The 17,591-nt window shown below is 62.0% G+C and carries 17 protein-coding genes; 12 read left to right on the forward strand and 5 right to left on the reverse strand.

Features of this window, described 5'->3' with window-relative positions; all coding sequences use genetic code 11:
- The first annotated feature begins 121 nt into the window (after positions 1–121).
- From HMPREF1484_RS06375 to HMPREF1484_RS06405, 8 genes are all read left to right on the forward strand, one after another.
- The gene (locus HMPREF1484_RS06375) at positions 122–502 is read left to right on the forward strand and encodes a GntR family transcriptional regulator (RefSeq protein ID WP_016664212.1); all 381 of its coding nucleotides are present in this window, start codon (positions 122–124) and stop codon (positions 500–502) included.
- Positions 499–702 (forward strand): ATP-binding cassette domain-containing protein, encoded by a 204-nt coding sequence (locus HMPREF1484_RS11895; RefSeq protein ID WP_016664213.1) that lies wholly within the window; start codon positions 499–501, stop codon positions 700–702. Before HMPREF1484_RS06375 ends, HMPREF1484_RS11895 begins: the two co-directional genes overlap by 4 nt.
- A 20-nt stretch (positions 703–722) precedes the next feature.
- Positions 723–1,214 (forward strand): ATP-binding cassette domain-containing protein, encoded by a 492-nt coding sequence (locus HMPREF1484_RS06380; protein ID WP_051120641.1) that lies wholly within the window; start codon positions 723–725, stop codon positions 1,212–1,214.
- A complete protein-coding gene (locus HMPREF1484_RS06385; protein WP_147594899.1) occupies positions 1,195–2,037 on the forward strand; it encodes a hypothetical protein in 843 nt (280 codons plus the stop codon). Before HMPREF1484_RS06380 ends, HMPREF1484_RS06385 begins: the two co-directional genes overlap by 20 nt.
- Before the next feature lie 103 nt (positions 2,038–2,140).
- The gene (gene glgP, locus HMPREF1484_RS06390) at positions 2,141–4,669 is read left to right on the forward strand and encodes an alpha-glucan family phosphorylase (RefSeq protein WP_016664216.1); all 2,529 of its coding nucleotides are present in this window, start codon (positions 2,141–2,143) and stop codon (positions 4,667–4,669) included.
- Positions 4,670–4,761: 92 nt separating this feature from the next.
- Entirely contained in the window at positions 4,762–5,628 is an 867-nt protein-coding gene (locus tag HMPREF1484_RS06395; protein ID WP_016664217.1) for a carbohydrate ABC transporter permease, read from the forward strand.
- 11 nt (positions 5,629–5,639) lie between these two features.
- A complete protein-coding gene (locus HMPREF1484_RS06400) occupies positions 5,640–6,470 on the forward strand; it encodes a carbohydrate ABC transporter permease (RefSeq protein ID WP_016664218.1) in 831 nt (276 codons plus the stop codon).
- A gap of 98 nt (positions 6,471–6,568) precedes the next feature.
- Positions 6,569–7,861, forward strand: a complete 1,293-nt coding sequence (locus HMPREF1484_RS06405) for a sugar ABC transporter substrate-binding protein (protein ID WP_016664219.1) — start codon at positions 6,569–6,571, stop codon at positions 7,859–7,861.
- An 83-nt stretch (positions 7,862–7,944) separates the two neighbouring features.
- Here the strand turns inward: HMPREF1484_RS06405 and HMPREF1484_RS06410 are convergent, their stop codons facing one another.
- From HMPREF1484_RS06410 to HMPREF1484_RS06420, 3 genes are read right to left on the reverse strand one after another with little or no spacing between them, the layout of a single operon-like run.
- Positions 7,945–8,877, reverse strand: a complete 933-nt coding sequence (locus HMPREF1484_RS06410) for an SMP-30/gluconolactonase/LRE family protein (protein WP_016664220.1) — start codon at positions 8,875–8,877, stop codon at positions 7,945–7,947.
- Entirely contained in the window at positions 8,858–9,763 is a 906-nt protein-coding gene (locus HMPREF1484_RS06415) for an acyl-CoA thioesterase II (protein ID WP_016664221.1), read from the reverse strand. The genes HMPREF1484_RS06410 and HMPREF1484_RS06415 overlap by 20 nt, the downstream gene beginning before the upstream one ends.
- A 35-nt stretch (positions 9,764–9,798) precedes the next feature.
- Positions 9,799–10,863, reverse strand: coding sequence for a D-2-hydroxyacid dehydrogenase (locus HMPREF1484_RS06420; RefSeq protein WP_016664222.1), 1,065 nt, complete (start codon positions 10,861–10,863; stop codon positions 9,799–9,801).
- 99 nt (positions 10,864–10,962) lie between these two features.
- Between HMPREF1484_RS06420 and HMPREF1484_RS06425 the strand changes: the two genes are divergently transcribed.
- The 4 genes from HMPREF1484_RS06425 to HMPREF1484_RS06440 all read left to right on the forward strand — a co-directional run bounded on the left by HMPREF1484_RS06425 (position 10,963) and on the right by HMPREF1484_RS06440 (position 13,824).
- Positions 10,963–11,481 carry a gluconokinase gene (locus HMPREF1484_RS06425; protein ID WP_016664223.1) on the forward strand — a complete coding sequence of 173 codons (519 nt, stop codon included), beginning with the start codon at positions 10,963–10,965 and terminating at the stop codon, positions 11,479–11,481.
- A 45-nt stretch (positions 11,482–11,526) separates the two neighbouring features.
- On the forward strand, positions 11,527–11,847 hold the full coding sequence (locus tag HMPREF1484_RS06430; protein ID WP_016664224.1) for a putative quinol monooxygenase: 321 nt from the start codon (positions 11,527–11,529) through the stop codon (positions 11,845–11,847).
- A gap of 106 nt (positions 11,848–11,953) precedes the next feature.
- Positions 11,954–13,330 (forward strand): sodium/glutamate symporter, encoded by a 1,377-nt coding sequence (locus HMPREF1484_RS06435; RefSeq protein ID WP_016664225.1) that lies wholly within the window; start codon positions 11,954–11,956, stop codon positions 13,328–13,330.
- Positions 13,331–13,344: 14 nt separating this feature from the next.
- On the forward strand, positions 13,345–13,824 hold the full coding sequence (locus HMPREF1484_RS06440; protein ID WP_016664226.1) for a thioesterase family protein: 480 nt from the start codon (positions 13,345–13,347) through the stop codon (positions 13,822–13,824).
- A gap of 9 nt (positions 13,825–13,833) precedes the next feature.
- On the opposite strand, the gene HMPREF1484_RS06445 is transcribed toward HMPREF1484_RS06440, so the two are convergent.
- Positions 13,834–14,760 carry a mechanosensitive ion channel family protein gene (locus HMPREF1484_RS06445; RefSeq protein WP_016664227.1) on the reverse strand — a complete coding sequence of 309 codons (927 nt, stop codon included), beginning with the start codon at positions 14,758–14,760 and terminating at the stop codon, positions 13,834–13,836.
- A gap of 116 nt (positions 14,761–14,876) precedes the next feature.
- The gene (pepN, locus tag HMPREF1484_RS06450; protein WP_016664228.1) at positions 14,877–17,432 is read right to left on the reverse strand and encodes an aminopeptidase N; all 2,556 of its coding nucleotides are present in this window, start codon (positions 17,430–17,432) and stop codon (positions 14,877–14,879) included.
- Positions 17,433–17,591: the final 159 nt, after the last annotated feature.

Below are 17,591 nucleotides of genomic sequence, written 5' to 3' on the forward strand. Positions count from 1 at the left end.
CGCTCCTTTGAGCGAAGGAGTCGACCGAAAAACCCGGGACTTTCGAGGTCCCGGGTTTTCTTTGCCTTAACATCTGTGCTACTGTATTAAGTACGTAATACAGTAAGACAAGGTGGTGTGGATGGACTTCGATGCTTCGAGACCGGTGTGGGTCCAGCTGGTCGAGGAGTTCACGCGAAAAATTGCGGCGGGCGAATGGATTGCGGGCCAAAAGGTCCCTTCGACTCGCGACCTTGCCCTCGACTATCGCGTCAACCCCAACACCGTACAGAAAGCCCTCGCCGAGATGGACCGGCGGGGCCATACCAAGAGCGAGCGAACATCGGGGCGCATAGTGCTCGTCACTGATGACGCTACGGATGACCTCAAAACTAGCGAGAGTGAAGCGATTGCGGATCGTGCACTCGAGCAGCTCACGGGGCTAGGACTCTCGCCCCAGGATATTGAAACGCTCTTCCGTGAGCGTCTCTTAAATCACTCTCGAAAGGGTGAAAAACCATGACTTCGCAACTTTTGCGAGTAGACAAGGCTTCAAAGGCCTACGGGGCAACGATTGCCCTCGACAGCGTCGATCTCGATGTCGAGCCTGGGAGCATCGTCGGGCTGATCGGCGAGAACGGCTGTGGAAAATCGACCTTCCTCAAGGCAGTCGCGGGCCTCGTTCGACTGGATTCTGGTGAAGTGCGGGTGTGCGCGAATTAGTCGGGCCACGATCGAAATCGATGGTGAGCTACCTGCCGGATCGTTCGGCGCTTCCAGCGCGCTTTACTGTCGAGTCCTGCATGCGCGTGTTTGGGCAGGTGTTCGCGGACTTCGACGAGGCTAAGGCGCGCGCGATCCTCAAAAACTTCGGTATAGAGCCAACGCGGCGTCTGCATGAACTTAGTAAAGGGCAGCAGGAAAAGGCGCATATCGCGCTCGCCATGGCACGCGACGCGCGGCTATTTCTTCTCGATGAGCCGATCTCTGGCGTTGATCCGCTTTCGCGCGAGCAAACGTTGCGCGAGGTGATCGCGGCTCTCGGCGACGACTGTTCTCTCCTTATTACTTCGCACATGGTGCAGGATCTCGAGTTGATCGTGGATCGGGCGCTTCTCATGCGCCGCGGTCAGATCGTCGACGATGTCTGTCCCGATGAACTGCGTGAACAGACGGGCGACGGGCTCGTCGAACGACTGAGGAAGGTGTATGGATATGAACGCACACGCAGATAGCATGAGGTTGCCTGGCTTCGGGACCATTGTGCGGCTCGATATGAGCCGCGTGTTACCGATGACAGGTATGGCCACGCTCGCAGGCATTGCGGTGGCACTCGCGTTCTCCGGCCTAGGGGCCCTCGTGGCGCCTCTCAAGCCGGTTGCTTTTGTGGGGGTATGGATGGCTGCGGGCCTGTTGGTCGCTGCGACCGGCCTAGTGCTTGCGGGGTATTTCTACGTGAGCATGGTGGGGCGTGAAGCCCCGGTCACTCGCACGTGGCCCGTCGGTGGGCTCGCCCTTTTGGCAGGGAAGCTCGTGAGCGGCGTGCTTGCTTTATTCGTATCGGTCGTGGGGACGCTCGTGATGGTGATTCTTTCGTTCGCGTGTCTTGCACCCAAAGGAGACCTCGCCCTCGGTGATCTCATGACCGGAGTCGGGCAACTATTCCGCGAGCACCCGGTGGTGTTGACGTGCGGGCTCATGTGGATAGTGCTTGGGGTCGTGTCGTTCCTCGCCTACGTGTATTTCGCCGTGCTTGTGGGAAGTAAGGGGTTCTTGGGCAGGCTTGGAGTCGCGGGGCCTGTGATTGTCGCGGTGTTCATGTGGGCCGTGGTATCGCAACTCGTGGGTGTGGTGTCCATCCTCATTCCCCTGTCGTTTAACGTCGACTCGTGGTCTATTGAGACGGTGAGCATCCTCGGCTCCATCATCAACGCTGTGAAGACAGATGCGGAGGTTCCACTGCTCCCAATCGCACTTCCTGTTCTCCAGAGCCTCGTCACGCTCGCGCTTCTCTTCTGGTGCGCGTGGGACTGCTCGAAAATCCGCGATATCCAGTAATGATCGCCGTGGTCGAGCCCGCCGCTAACCTCAAGCAAACTCCGCAAGAACTTTTCATGCGGAACATGCATGGTAAGCGGCGGGCTCGGCTACCTTAAGGGATATGAAGGCACTTCGTACTCTTTCCGTGACGTCAGAACTCCCCGCCGAGCTCGAGGGGCTTCGCACCCTCGCCTACAACCTTCGGTGGACCTGGAACGCCGAAACCCGCGACCTTTTCGAGGCGCTCGATCCGCGTGCGTACGAGGAGAGCAACCGCAATCCCGTTGTGCAACTCGGGATGGTGCCCGCGCGCCGCTACAGCGAGGTTGCGGCTGATCCGAAGTTCCGCTCTGCCCTCGAGGACTGCCTCGAGGATCTCGACACCTACATGACGAGTGAGCGCTGGTTCCAGAAAGAGGTGCCGGCCGCTCCGGCAATCGCGTACTTCTCGATGGAGTTCGGTATCACCCCGACCCTCCCGATCTACTCGGGTGGTCTCGGCATCCTCGCCGGTGACCACCTGAAGTCCGCCTCGGACCTCGGCGTCGACCTCATCGGCGTGGGTCTGCTTTATCAGTGGGGCTACTTCTCCCAGTCGCTCAACCGCGAAGGTTGGCAGCAGGAAAACTACAAGCAGAACGTCACTGAGGATCTCGCGGTCGTGCCCGTGACGGATGCCGACGGTGACCAGGTGTGCGTGAATGTCACGTTCCCCGGCGAGCGGATCATCACGATCGCTCTGTGGAAGGCCCAGGTGGGGCGCATCTCGCTGCTTCTCCTCGATACGAACGTTGAAGGCAACGACGAGGGCGCCCGCCAGATCACCGACCGCCTTTACGGTGGCGACCACTTCCACCGTATTGAACAGGAGATCGTGCTCGGCATCGGCGGTGTGCGAGCCGTCGAGCGGTTTGCTGAGCTCGAGGGGCGCCGCGAGCGAGACGTCTTCCACCTCAACGAGGGCCACGCGGGCTTCCTCGGCCTCGAACGCATCGGTCAGCTCATGGGTAAGGGCCTGAGTTTTGATGCGGCGCTCACGAAGACCCGTGCGGGCTCGGTCTTTACCACTCACACCCCCGTTCCCGCCGGTATCGATCGTTTCGATGCGGGCCAGCTGCGTCACTTCCTCGATGCGGACGGCAACGGCATTTCACGCCTCGTCCCGAATCTGCCGGTGGAGGCTGCGCTCGCGCTCGGTGTCGAGGATGGCGGGCAGATCTTCAACATGGCGCACATGGGGTTCCGCCTCTCGCAGCGGTCGAATGGTGTTGCGAAGCTCCACGGCGAGACGAGCCGCCGCATGTTCAAGGACCTTTACCCGGGCTTCGACGAGGCGGAGGTGCCGATCACCTCGATTACGAACGGTGTACACCGCCGCACGTGGATCTCGCGCCCCATGGATGCGCTGTACAAGAGCGTGTTCGGCGATATTGACCTGTCGGCGCGCAGCGACTGGTCGCAGCTTGGGACCTTGAGTGACAAGGCACTTCTCGATGTCCGAAATACGCTGCGCGCGAATCTTGTCGAGCGTGCGCGCGAAGATGTACGCCGTTCGTGGGTGCGCCGCGGTGCGCACCCGGGCGAGCTTGGCTGGGTTGATTCGGTGCTCGACCCGAACGTGCTCACGATCGGCTTCGCGCGTCGCGTCTCCACCTACAAGCGCCTCACGCTCATGCTGAGCCAGCCGGAGCGCCTGCGGGAAATCCTCCTCAACGAGGAGCGGCCCGTGCAGATCGTCGTGGCTGGCAAGGCACACCCCGCGGATTACCCCGGCAAGGAGTTCATGCAGCGCCTCGTGCAGTTTGCGGACGATCACGGCGTGCGCCACCGCATCGTGTTCCTCGCGGACTACGACATTCGCATGGCGCAGTACCTCGTGTCCGGCTCGGACGTGTGGCTCAACAATCCAATTCGCCCGGAGGAGGCCTCAGGCACCTCGGGCATGAAGGTTGCGCTCAACGGCGGTCTCACGTTCTCGACCTCCGACGGTTGGTGGGATGAAATGGCCACCGACGACGCGGGCTGGACGATCGAAACCGTCGACATCGAGGATCGCGCCGAGCGCGACCGCCTCGAGGCGGAGAGCCTCTACAACATTCTCGAGAACCGCATCGTTCCGCTGTTCTACGACAGGGACGAGAGCGGCGTTCCGGCGAAGTGGTTGCAGATGGTACGCAATTCCCTCATGGAAATCGCGCCGAAGGTGACCGCGACTCGCATGGTGCGCGATTATGTCGAGCAGCTGTATGCGCCGGCATCGCAGTCGGTTGCGCTGTTTGCGAACGATGAGGGTCTTTCTCACGAGTTCGCTGAGTACAAGCAGCGGCTCGCGCAGGGCTGGGGTGGCGTGAGTGTTCGCGAGGTCGAGGATTCGGTTGACGGTGATGTTCTCGCCGTGAGCGCGAGTGTTGAGCTCGGGGAGATCCATGCCGACGACGTCCAGGTCCAACTTGTCGTGGGCTCCGCGAACGAGGACGGCGAACTTGAGGATCCCACCACCGTGGCGATGACGCAGGGCGTGGATGGCCGCTATGCGGCCGAGCACCCGCTCGAAACCCTCGGGTCGGTGGGCTACACCGTGCGCGTTGTGCCCTCGCATCGCGTTCTTGCTCACACCGCTGAGCTTGGCCTAGTGCACGTCGCACAGTGAATGGGGTGTACGCTGGCATAGCTTGTCGTTAGGTCGGGCATAAGTATCGACCTCAAGGTGTCAGAGAGTATCGGGTGGAAGGAGTCGATCGGATGATGCGGCTTCGCCACCCGATTCTTTCGTGGCTCTTCGTGTTGCCCGCGGCGATAGGTGTGTTTGCCTTTATTCTCTTGCCGGTTGTTGTGGCCTTCGGGCTTTCACTGACGAACTGGGAGATCGTTGGCTCGCACGACTTCATCGGTCTCAAGAACTACGAGATCCTGTTCACGGGTGACGCCCTGTGGAACTCCTTGTTTGTCACGCTCCTTTTCACCCTCATGAGCGTGCCTCTCGGGATTGCGCTCGGGCTACTCCTCGCGATCCAGCTCAATAAGATGTTCCCCGGGTCGACTCTGTTCCGGGTGATCGTCGTGATCCCGTGGGTGTGCGCGCCGGTTGCGATCGGCGTCGTGTGGAAATGGATCTACCAGCCCACCTACGGCGCCCTGAACGCGCTGCTTGGAACTCGAATCGAATGGTTGAGTTCGCACACGCTCGCCCTTCCTGCCGTGGCGTTCGTTGCGGTGTGGCAGGCCGTCGGATATAACGCGCTGTTCTACCAGGCCGGGCTCCAGAAGATCCCGCCGTCGATTTACGAAGCCGCTGAGCTCGACGGTGCGGGCAGCATCCGGAGGTTTTTCGCGATTACGCTGCCCCTTTTGAATCCCACGACGTTCTTCGTGGCGCTCACGCAGATGGTTGCGAGCTTCCAGGTGTTCGACACCGTGTATTCGCTGACCGGGGGAGGGCCCGGCGATAGCACCCAGGTCATTGCCTCGCTCATCTACAACGAGGCGTTTGGTGCGGGTCGGCTTGGGCGGGCTGGGGCCGTTGCCGTGATCCTCTTCGTCATCCTCGCGGCTCTCTCGTTTATTCAGCAGCGGTTCTTTTCGAGCCGCATCACCTACGACATGTCCTGAGGGCGGTGTCTATGAAGAAAAAGTCGGTGCTTTCAGCGGTCGTGGCGTACACGATCCTCATCGTTGCTGCCGTGCTTACACTCGCGCCGTTTTCGCTGTCGATCATGACGGCGCTGCGTGCCCCCGGTGACTTCCTGCGCCAGGGCCCCATTCATCTTCCGGACCCCGCGACGATCGAGAACTTTTCGGCGCTTTTCACGGGGTCCCATAGCTTTGTGACCCCGTTTGCCGTGACGACGCAAATGGTCGCGGTGATCCTTGTGGGGCAGATCGTTTTTTCCATTCTCGCGGCCTACGCGTTTGCGTATCTGCAATTCCCCGGTCGTGACGTGCTGTTTTGGGCGTTTATTGCGACCTTGCTTGTTCCGCAGGTCGTGGTTGTCGTGCCTCTTTTCCTCGCCTTCCAGCAGATGGGGCTGCGCAATACCTTCTGGGCGCTCGTGTTGCCGTTCGTGTTTGGTAGCCCCTACGCCGTGTTTTTGCTCCGTGAAAATTTCCGGAGCGTGCCTCAAGAGCTGCTGGATGCGATGCGCGTTGACGGCGCGGGGCATCTGCGGATGATTCGCAGCCTCGTGGTGCCCCTCAACCGTCCGATCATCGTGACGCTCATCGTGATCACCGTGGTGACCCACTGGAACTCCTTCATGTGGCCGCTCATCATCACGACGGGGGACACGTGGCAGACCCTTACGGTTGCGACCTCGGCACTCAGTACTCAATACAACAACAATTGGACGATGGTCATGGCGGCAACGACGCTCGCGATGATTCCGCTCATCCTCCTGTATCTCGTGTTCCAGAAGCAGGTAGCGCAGTCGATCGGTGGAACCGAACTGCGATAAACATCGCTTATGGCATCCATAAATATCCGGTATGCTCGTGCGTTAACAATGTGCAGGGCACGAGGGTGCCCGCACGACCGTTGAAGAAAGGCCATCACATGGTTTCACGTCGCACAGTTCTCTCCGGTGGACTCGTAGCCTCCGCGGCCGCGGCACTCGCCGCGTGCTCGCCGTCAGATTCGGGCTCGTCCGCGAAGAAGGGCTCGGGTGCCGACGCCGGGGCGCTTAAGTTCCGCATTTGGGATAGCACGGCGAAGGCGGCATACGAGGAGTCGCTCAAGAAGTTCACCGAGGAATCAGGGATCAAGGTCGAGGTCGAGGTTGTTCCGTGGGACGACTACTGGACGAAGTTGCCTCTCGATCTCTCTGACGGCGCTTCGGACAGCGCCCCCGATGTGTTCTGGCTGAATTCCGCGAGCTTCACCCAATTCCAGCAGGCCGGAGCGCTCGTCGATATTTCGGAGAAGCTCGGCGGGTCCGTGAAGGACTGGGAGAAGGCTGTCGTTGACCTGTACACCCGCGACGGCTCGCTGTGGGGTGTTCCGCAGGTCTGGGACTCGATCGCTCTCTTCTATAACAAGAACCTCACCGACGCCGCTGGCGTGGACCCCACGACACTCGCCTTCGATCCCACCGCCGGCTCGGATGCCCTTCGCGATGCCGCCACCGCGCTCACGAAGGATGGCGTGTTCGGTTTCAATGCGGCGTGCGATCGCCAATCCATCATTGGCCCCTTCCTGAGCTCGAACGGTGCCGAGTGGCAGGATGCCAACGATATGTACGCATTCGATTCAGAGCAGGGCGTCCAGGTGTTCTCCTACCTCGCTGCGCTCGTCAACGAACTCAAGGTTGCGCCTTCGGCCGCTGACACCAATACGAACGGCGATTTCGCGCGTGACCTGTTTATTCAGGGTAAGCTCGGCCTCTTCCAGAGCGGCCCGTTTAGCCTCAAGACGATCCACGACTCGGTCGACGGCGCCTTCGAGTGGGCTATCGCCCCCATGGTGGCAGGCCCGAAGGGGGCGAAGTCGCTCGTGCACGGCGTGGTTGCCGCGGGTAACGCGAAGCGCGAGGACCAGGAGTCGGTTGTGAAGCTTCTCGAATGGCTCGGCTCGAAGGAGGGGCAGCTGCCCCTGGGTGAGCAGGGAATTTCGTTCCCCGGCCACGTGGATGCGCAGCAGTCCTTCGTGGACTTCTGGAAAGAGCAGGGCGTCGACGTCGAGCAGTTCATCGAAGCGGCGAAGAATCCCGGCCCCGCGGATACCGGCGCAAAGTCCCTCGCCGGCCTTAATGCCGTAATGCCCGTCTTCCAGGAGATCTTCGCGGGCAATCTCTCCGCCGAGGAAGGCGTCAAGAAAGCCCAGGAAGAGGGCAACGCCGCAATGGCGTGATGGCGTCGTGTACCGATGTCATGAAGGGGAAGCAGTGCAAAAGCGTGCTGCTTCCCCTTTTCTGTACCTGTCGACAGTCTCGATCAGGCGAAACTCCACGGCTCGCGGGTGTTCGTGCGGAGCCGGTAAAGGCTCGTGGTGGCCGTGATGAAGAGGTCCTGGCCGTCCTCCCCGCCGAAGCAGAGATTAGACACAACCTCGGGAACGGGCGCGTGGGCGATCAGAGAGCCGTCGGAATCGAACACGCTCACCCCGTCCCCGCCGGAGGACCACACCCGGTCCTCTTCGTCGACGGTGATGCCATCGGGAACCCCGGCCGCGGGGCAGGCAAACGGACGCCCGCTGCCCTTGACGACCGCGTTGTCAGCGCCGAGGTCGAAGGCCCAAATATGGTGACGGCCCGCGCTATCCGTGACGGATTCGGGGGCGTTCTCCTCGGGTTTATCGGGGTTATCGGCGGTGTTCGTGACGTACAGGCGTTTACCGTCGCGGCTAAAAGCGATGCCATTCGGGCGGCTCAGTTCGGTCACAACGGCCTCGAGGTCGCCGTGGTGATCAAGCTTGAACACGTACGAGCGCCCGTACTCCATCTCGCCCGGCTGCCCCTGGCCCTCGCTGAGGATCCCGTAGGGAGGGTCGGTGAACCAGATCGTGTGCTCGATCGGGTGCACGGCAACGTCGTTAGGGGAGTTGAGGCGCCCGCCTTCGAAGAAGTCGATGAGCATTTCCGCATCCATGAACGGCACGAGCGGCGCCTTATCGAGCGAGCGGGTCCCGTGGTTGCATTCGACGACTCCCAGGTCGGGATGGTGAGCGCGGCCATTGGCGTAGTTGACGCCGCTTTTCCACACGAGCGTTTCGCCGGTTGCGGGGTCGAGCTGGATGATGCGGTTGTTCGGGATGTCGCTAAAGCGCACCACCTTCTCGAGGGGGTACCACAGAGGGCCCTCGGCCCAGGCCGCGCCGGTTGCGACCTTCTCGACGCGGGCGCTCGGATCAAACGGCGGGGTGGTCACTGTCCTTCACCTCCGTGCGGATACGGAACATGCCCTCTTGGTTCACGGTCGCGACGAGCGAGCCTTCGCGCGTGTAAATCTGGCCAACGCTGAGCGAGCGGCCGCCGGTCGCGGCAGGGGAGCGCTGCACATACAGCAGCCAGTCGTCGACGTTGACATCCGAGTGGAACCACATCGAATGGTTGAGAGTGGCGACGCGCAGGCCGGGCGTGAGCCACGTGAGGCCCTGGCGGCGGATGGTCGGCTCGAAGGGAGTGTAGTCGCTCGCATACGTCAGGAACGCTTCATGGGTGAGCGGGTCGCGGGTGTCGATCGGGGTGAGAGCACGCATCCACACGGCCTGCTCGGCGCGCTTTTCAGGGTCCGGATTGAAGTACAAAGAGCCGGTCGCGTTTCGAATGTCCACGGGGCGCTGGTACGCCATGAACTGCGCGAGCGGGTGGTCTACCCGGCCCAGTTCGTCGCGTGTGCTCGGGAGGATGTCGGGGGAGTGGTCCGACGCCACCTCGTCCACGTGGTGCACTCCTTCTTGGCGTTCCTGGAACGAGCCATTCATCGTGAGGACGAGGTTTCCGCGCTGCGTGACCTCGAGTGCGCGAGTGGAGAACGACCCGCCATCTCGGAGCGTGCGTACGGTGAAGGTCAGCGGCTCACTCGCGCGAGCGGGCTCGAGGAACGATGCGTAGGTCGAGTGCACACGGCGCCCCTCCGGCACGGTGCGCGCCATTGCGATCAGGGCCTGCGCCATCATCTGCCCGCCAAACACGTGCCCGCCCGGCTGGGGGAGCGAAGTCCCCTCAAATGTTTGCTCGGGCCCATCGATTTTCCGAAGCTCGAAAAGATCGAGGAGGCTGCGGGTCACGGCTGCTGGCTCAGGAATCGACATGCGCCCATCTTAACGAAGGGCGCATGAACGCCTTCCTAATAAAAGTTGAGGGTATCGACAACATTTGTGAGGGGTGTGCCGTCGAGGAGCGCCGTCGCGTTGCGTGCCACGATCGCCGCGATGCGCATCCCCTCCTGCGCGCTCAGGGCTGCCGAGTGTGGGCTGAGGAGAACCTTTTCGTGATCCCAAAGTGGGTGCTCGTGAGGGAGGGGCTCGCGCTCCACCACGTCGAGTGCAGCGAAATCGACGGTGCCGTCGTCGAGGGCATCGAGAAGCGCAGCCTCGTCAATCACGCTTCCCCTGCCGACATTTGTGAGGATCATGCCCTTCTTCATCGAAGAAAACGCCTGCCGATCGAGCATGTGGCGAGTCTCGTCCGTGCCGGGAAGCGTCACCACGACGGCGTCGACCCTCGACAGCGCGTCGTGAAGGTCAGCGAGCGGCACGATGCGGTCCACGTTCTCGACAGCGCGGCCCGAGCGCGAGGTTCCCCAGACCTCGGTGCCGAAAGCCTTGAGCCGGGAGGCGACAGCCTTGCCGATACCGCCAAGACCGAGCACGAGAACCGTCATTTCATCGAGGTGGCGAGGGTGTACGCGAATGGTTGGCCACACGTGCGCACGTTGATCATCTTCGAGGCCACGAAGGTTCTTCGCCCCAGCGAGTAGTCCAAAGATTGCGAACTCCGCAAGGGTGCTGCCGTGCACGCCCGCCGAGGTTGTAAACGTGACGCGTTCAAGCGCTTCAGAGCTGAGATGCGCAGCTTTCACCTGTGCTCCGCCGCCCGCAGCCATCGTGTGAACCCAGCGGAGCCGAGGGTTGCTTCGCACGAGCTCTGCGAGCTTCGCGGGGCTATCGTCAGGAAGGCCCACGACGGCATCGGCGCTTTCGAGGATCTCCTGATACGCCCGCTCGTCTGCATCAGAGCGCGTGAAAGCCGGATCGCCCACCCAGTCGGAGTCGTACCGGCGCGGACGCGCAAGAGCTCCGGTGCGAACGAGCCTCACGCGAGGTTCGCGCTCGCGGATCAACGCGCATTCGTCTTCGGGGAGGTCGACGGCGATGGCGAGGGTCAGGCGCTGGTCGTTCGAGCGTGGCATGAGGTCTCCTTTCGCTCCTTCAATCCTAGGGGGAACGCACTGGTGAATCCTCTACAGTGGTGGGGAAAACTAGCGCCGCACACCAAAAGGAGACTTGTCGTGAGCCAGACCCCGCTCATCATCATGGGCGTGCAGGGCACGGGAAAATCCACCGTCGGAAAGGCCCTCGCTGACCGTCTAGGGCTGACGTTCATCGACGGCGACGATCTTCACCCAGCGGCCAATAAAGCCAAAATGGCTTCGGGAACTCCGCTCACCGACCAGGACCGCGCTCCATGGCTGGACGCGATCGGCGAGACCATCGCGCGTGAGCGCGCGAAAGGCGTCACGTGCGCGATCGTGTGCTCCGCGCTTAAACGCCGCTACCGCGATCAGCTGCGCTCCTTCGCACCGGATCTCCAATTCGTGCACCTTGCGGGAAGTCGAGAACTCATCGCTGGGCGCATCGCGCACCGTCACCACGAGTACATGCCCGCTTCGCTTCTTGATTCCCAGTTCGCGACTCTCGAACAGCTTGACGACGACGAAGCTGGCATCATCGCGAGCATAGAACAGCCCGCGAAGGACGTCGTCGAGAACATCATCACCGGCCTCAATGACGGCACTCGCACCTGCTAGGCGCGCGGCAAGGATCTATGCAGGGTCAAAAGCTAGGTTGGCGCCATGATTTTCATTAACGTGAAATACCAGGTCAAGCCCGAAGAGACCGCCACCTTCCTCGAAAAACTTGCGGATTACACGAACGCGTGCCGCGCGGAGGAAGGTTGCCTCTTCTTCGAGTGGTACCGCAGCACGGAGCGCGAAAACGAATTCCTCCTTGTCGAGATGTACCGTGACGCCGAGGCCGGAGAGAAGCACGTCAACGCCCCGCACTTCCAGGCCGGCCTGGATGCCATGCGCCCGCTCATCTCTGAAACTCCCGAGATCATCTCGAAGGACATCGAAGGTGAAGGCTGGGGTCCCATGGGTGAACTCGCGGATTAAGTCCCAACCGGTGCCACCTCTCACGTGAACGTGACTCACCAGCCCTTTCCCGTGGTACCGTGACTCGTTTGCAAATATTCGCGAGATGAGTCAAAGGATGTGAACGATGAGCGCGTGGGACGTCTTTACCGACCTCGGCTGGATGGGCCTTCTGATCCTCATCGGTGTGCTTTTGCGCGCCTGGGTCAAGCCGATTCAGTCTCTCTTCTTGCCCGCCGGCCTGATCGCCGGGCTTCTCGGCCTTATTCTCGGCCCCAACGTCTTGAACATCATCCCGTTCAGTAGTTCCGTCCCCATCTACTCCTCGATCCTGATCGCGGTCGTATTCGCGGCGCTTCCGTTCACCTCGAAAATCGCGGGACTCGGCAACGTGTTTCGTGCCGTTCGCACCATGTGGTCCGTCTCCCAGGCCATCTCGGTTCTCCAATGGGGCTTCGGTCTGATTTTCGCCCTCGGCATTCTCAGTTTGTTCTTCAATGACCTGCCCGACGGCTTCGGCTTGCTCCTCGCAGCCGGCTTCATGGGCGGCCACGGCACGGCAGCCGCGATCGCCGACGGTTTTGGCAACACATGGCCCGAGGCACTTTCCCTCGCGATGACGTCCGCCACGATCGGCATCATCCTGTCCGTCGTGGGCGGAATCGCGATCATCAAGGTCGAATCGATGCGCGGCAACACGGCCTACCTCAAGGACTTCAAGTCCCTTCCGAAGGATCTTCGCACGGGCATCATCGCCGAAGAGAACCGCGAATCGATTGGTGTTTCTCCCGTATCCTCGACGAGCCTGGACCCGATCACCTACCACCTGGGGCTGCTCTTCATGATTGCGGCCTTCGCCTACATGTTCACCTCGTGGGCGAATAGCCAGGTCGAGTGGCTGTCGGTTCCTACCTTCAGCGTCTCGTTCCTCCTCGGGTACGTCGTGCTGTTCGTTCTCAAAGCATTCAAAGCGGAAAACGTCTTCGAAGGGAAAATTTTTGAGCGTGGAAGCGGCATGTCAACCGACCTGCTCGTGGCCTTCGGCGTAGCCTCGATCGATCCGAAGGTCGTGGCCTCCTACTGGCAGCCGCTTCTCATTCTTATCCTCGCGGGCACCTTGTTCGTGCTTGCCTACTACGTGTTCGTCTCCAAGAAACTCTTTGCCGATCACAAGGTTGAGCAAGGCATTTTCACGTGGGGCTGGAACACCGGCACCGCCGGTATGGGCATGGCGCTCCTGCGCATCGTCGATCCCGACATGAAGTCCAAGACGCTCGACTACTACGGCATCGCCTATATCCCGATCGGCTTTGTCGATATCGCGACCATCGCAACGCTCCCGGCTCTAGTTCTCGCGGGCGCCTCGTGGTGGGTAGCGCTTGCGCTCACGCTCGCGGGCGTCATCATCCTCGCGCTCGCGTTTAGGCGCCGCGAGCCCGCGCCCACGACGAGCATGATTGAAAGCGTCGGCGTGCACGGCACGTTTGACCACAGGGCAGAATAAGGCTCGTCGCACTCGTGCCTTTCCTCGATATTCCCGTACCCGTCAGGTGGAGTGACCTTGACGGGTACGGGCATGTTAATAACACCGCGTATCTGCGGCTGCTCGAGGAGGCCCGCACGAGGGCCTTTTGGCGGCCGTCGGACACCGAGCTCGCGAATGGCGCCCCCGCGTACCCAACCGCGCTCACAGAGCTGTCGCCGGGCGGTGCCTTCCACACGCTCGTGGCCGCCCACACGATCGAGTACGCGCGCCAGCTCGGTTACCGCCGGGACGGGGTCATCGTGCGCACGTGGATCTCGAAGCTTGGGGGAGCGTCGCTCGACCTCGACTACGAAATACTCACGGCCGACGAACTGGAGCGGCCCTACGCGATCGCGCGCACGACGATCGTGATTGTCGAGGCCGAAACCGCGAAGGCCGTGCGCATGCCCACACGGCTACGCACGGCCCTCGAGAGCTTCACAAGCGCGCCGCTGACATTCCGGCGCGCGTAGCGCGTTTTTCTACGCCGACTCCTGGAAGCGCGGGAGCGCAAACTCGATGCCCCGCTTATCGAACTCGGCGCGAAGGCGCTTGCGGATCTCGCGCTCCACATCCCACTGCTTGCCGGGGATGGTGTCGGCAGTGATCCGGCGCTGGTAGCGAGCACCGTCGACCGAAAGAATTCCGGTGGCCTGGGGCGCGCCGACAATGAGCTTCGACCACTTTTGATCGGCCTTGAGCGTATCGAACACGGCGTGGATCGCCTCCGTCACCGCAGCATCATCGGCGCTGCTCGCGATATCGAGTATGACGAACGCTGTTCCGAGGCCGCGCGAGTAATTGCCGAGCGAAATAATCTCCCCGTTGCGCACCGTCCACAGGACGCCGTTGAGGCCGCGCACCTGGGTGACGCGCAAATTCACGTTTTCGACGGTTCCCTCGGCGAACTGAAGATCGACGTAATCGCCGACGGCCACCAGATCCTCGAACAGCATGATCACGCCCGCAAGAACGTCCTTAATGAGCGTTTGCGCGCCGATACCGGCGGCCAGGCCGGCAACACCAAGCGAGGCGATGATCGGCGCGATGTTGACGCCCACTTGCGCGAGGATCATGACGAACGCGATCGACCAAATGACGACGCTCGCGACATTCTTCGACGCCGTCGAGAGGGTGTCCGCACGCTGCTTGCGGCGCTCCTCGTGGGCGGCGGCGAGGCCGGCATCGGGGTGCTTCTTCACGACGACGTTGGTCATGCGCGAAATACGCGAACCTGATTGGTACATCGTCTGAAAAATGCGATTGACCAGTATGCCCACCACGAAGCGCACGAGTAGGGCGACCAGAATGATCACGAGGATCGTGACGCCATTGGAGAGCAGCCACTGGCCTATCCGGTCCACGAGCGAGAAAGCCTCTTGGGTCGTGGTTTCTGCCAAAAAGTTCATGCCCCCACCGTAGGAGGGAAACCTTGAGACGGGCATGAAAAGGCGGCCCCACCGATGGTGAGGCCGCCCACGGTTTCCGACGGTGGCCGCGCCCTCAGCGCAGCCTCCTCAGCGGACTACTTGTCGGCGTTTTGGACGCGCACCGCACGCGCGACGGAGTCGCGACCCTCGAGGACGGGGCGGCGCATGCCGTAGATCGCGTCTTCATGCGAAGCGAGCCACTCGTCCGCTTTCGCGACGATCTCTTCGCTCGGGTACTGGCCCGGGAAGTAGCCCTGGATAAGACGGTTCGCGATCTCGCTCGAGCGTGACGCCCATGCCTTCTCGATCATCTCGAAGTACGGATCGATGTACGGCGCGCGCAATTCCTCGCTCGCGCGGTTGAAGCCCACGATGGCGCAGGTGAGGTGCTCGTTCGCAAGCGTGTCCTCGCCGACGGTCTTCTTCCACGCTGCTGCCTTCGCCTCGGCAGTGGGGATCGCGGCCTTCGCCGTGAGGGCGCTCTTACGGCCGTTTTGCGTGTCGTCGCTCGCGAGTACCTCGTCGATTCCGGCCTCGTCGATAGCGCCGAGAGCGGCGAGAGCGATGGTGATCTGCCACTTGAGGTCGGTATCGATTTCGCGGTCCGCGAGGGTGAGAGATCCTTCGAACAGACCCTTGACCGTGTCGAGGTCGTCCTTGCCGGCAAACTGCAGATACGACTCGAGGAATTGGAGCTGCTGATCGCTGCCACCGTCGGCCCCCTGCGTGAGCTCCCACAGAGCCGACGCAACCTTCTTCTCGCGCTCAGCGCGATCAGCCGGGGCCGCGTAGCGCGTGCCCACGAGGTCCAGACGCCCGAGGAGCGTGCGCAGAACCGAGGAGTCCTTTTCGCGGTCGATGTTCTTCAGGAGAAGATCGAGGTAGCGGCGGCTCGGAAGTTCGGCGTCTCGCGTCATGTCCCACGTGGCGCTCCACACGAGGGTGCGAGCGAGCTCGTCGTCGATATCGCGCAGGTGCTCGAGGGCGAACGCGAGCGAATCGTCGTCGAGGCGGACCTTCGCGTAGGTGAGGTCCTCGTCGTTGATGAGCCACAGGTCGGCCTTCTTGCCCGCGATATCCGCGATCTCGGTGCGCTCACCGTCGATGTCGGTCTCGACGCTCACGGTGCGGGTCACGACGCCGCCCTCGAGGCTGTAGCCGCCGATCTTGAGTCGGTGCGGGCGGATCGTGGGGTGCTCGCTCGCGGCGGACTGCAGAACTGCGAACGACGCGACGGTGCCGTCGTTATTGCGATCAATCTCGGGGCGGAGCGTGTTCACGCCGGTCGTCTCGAGCCACAGCTTGCTCCACGAGCGAAGGTCGCGGCCGCTCGTGGCCTCGAGCTCGTCGAGCAGATCATTGAGGGTCGTGTTCTGCCACTCGTACTTCTTGAAGTACGCGCGAAGACCCTTAAAGAACGACTCCTCACCGACGTATGCGACGAGCTGGCGCAGAACCGAGGCGCCCTTCGCGTAAGTGATGCCGTCGAAGTTCGTCTCTACCGCGTCGAAGTCCACCATGTCGGCCACGATCGGGTGCGTGGACGGCAGCTGGTCCTGGCTGTAGGCCCAGGCCTTTTCCGAACCAGCGAAGGTCGTCCATGCGTTCGTCCAGCGAGTAGCGCGCGCAGAAGAGAGGGTCGAGGCGAACTCAGCGAAGGACTCGTTGAGCCACAGGTCGTCCCACCACTTCATCGTGACAAGGTCGCCGAACCACATGTGAGCGAGCTCGTGGAGGATCGTGAGGTCGCGGCGTTCGCGGATTGCGTCCGAGACGGCGCTGCGGAACACGTAGCGCTCCACGAACGTCACGGCGCCCGGGTGCTCCATCGCGCCCATGTTGTATTCGGGCACGAAGATCTGGTCGTAGGTCGGGAACGGGTAGTCGTAATCGAAGAGATTCTCGTAGAACTCAAAGCCCTGCTGGGCGATCGAAACGATGTACTCGCCATCGAGGTACGGGGCGAGAGACGCGCGCGCGTAGACACCCGCGGGGATCTCGCGGCCGTTGCGGGAGGTGATCGTGCCGTCGTAGCCCTCGTACTTGCCTGCGATGAGAGCCGTCAGGTAGGTCGAGATCTTCGGTGTTTTTTCGAAAGTCCACGTGGCGATCGGCTGACCGTCGGAATCCTCACCGGCCGGGACGGGCTCGGGGCTCGGGGCGATCGAAATGACGCGCCAGTGGGCGGGAGCGGTGATCGTGAAGGCGAAGGTGGCCTTGAGGTCGGGCTGTTCGAAGTTGGCGTACATGCGGCGGGCATCGGACACCTCGAACTGGGTGTAGAGATACACCTCGTTGTCGACCGGGTCGACCATGCGGTGCAAGCCTTCGCCCGTGTTCATGTAGGCGCCGTTGGCGCGGATGGTAATGACGTTCTCGCCGACCTTGAGCGCGGGAAGCTGGACGCGCGCGCCGTCGAAACGTTCGCCGGGGTTGTCGAGGGTCTCGCCGTTGAGGGTGATCTCGAGGACTTCGGGAGCGATGAGGTCGACGAAGGTTTCGCGAGCCTCGGTGGCGTTGACGTAGATGGTGGATTCCGTGAGGAATGTCTTGGGACCCTTGGTGAGGTCAAGCTTCACGTCGTAATGGGAGGTGCTGAGGAACGAGGAGCGTTCCTGCGCCTCGGCGCGGGTGAGATTTTCAGAGGTCATTCTCGAATTCTCCTAGGGTTGGGGGCCGCATCGCGTGCGGGTCCCCTCCATCTTTGCATCGCAGGGTGGGAGCGGGTGGGGTGAATGCACGGACGCGAGGGCTGGGCGAGCGGGTAGTGCCCGGCCGCCCGGAGGGATAGGGAGTCCGACGCCGAAGTA

Source organism: Dermabacter sp. HFH0086 (assembly GCF_000413375.1).
GTDB classification, from domain to species: domain Bacteria; phylum Actinomycetota; class Actinomycetes; order Actinomycetales; family Dermabacteraceae; genus Dermabacter; species Dermabacter hominis.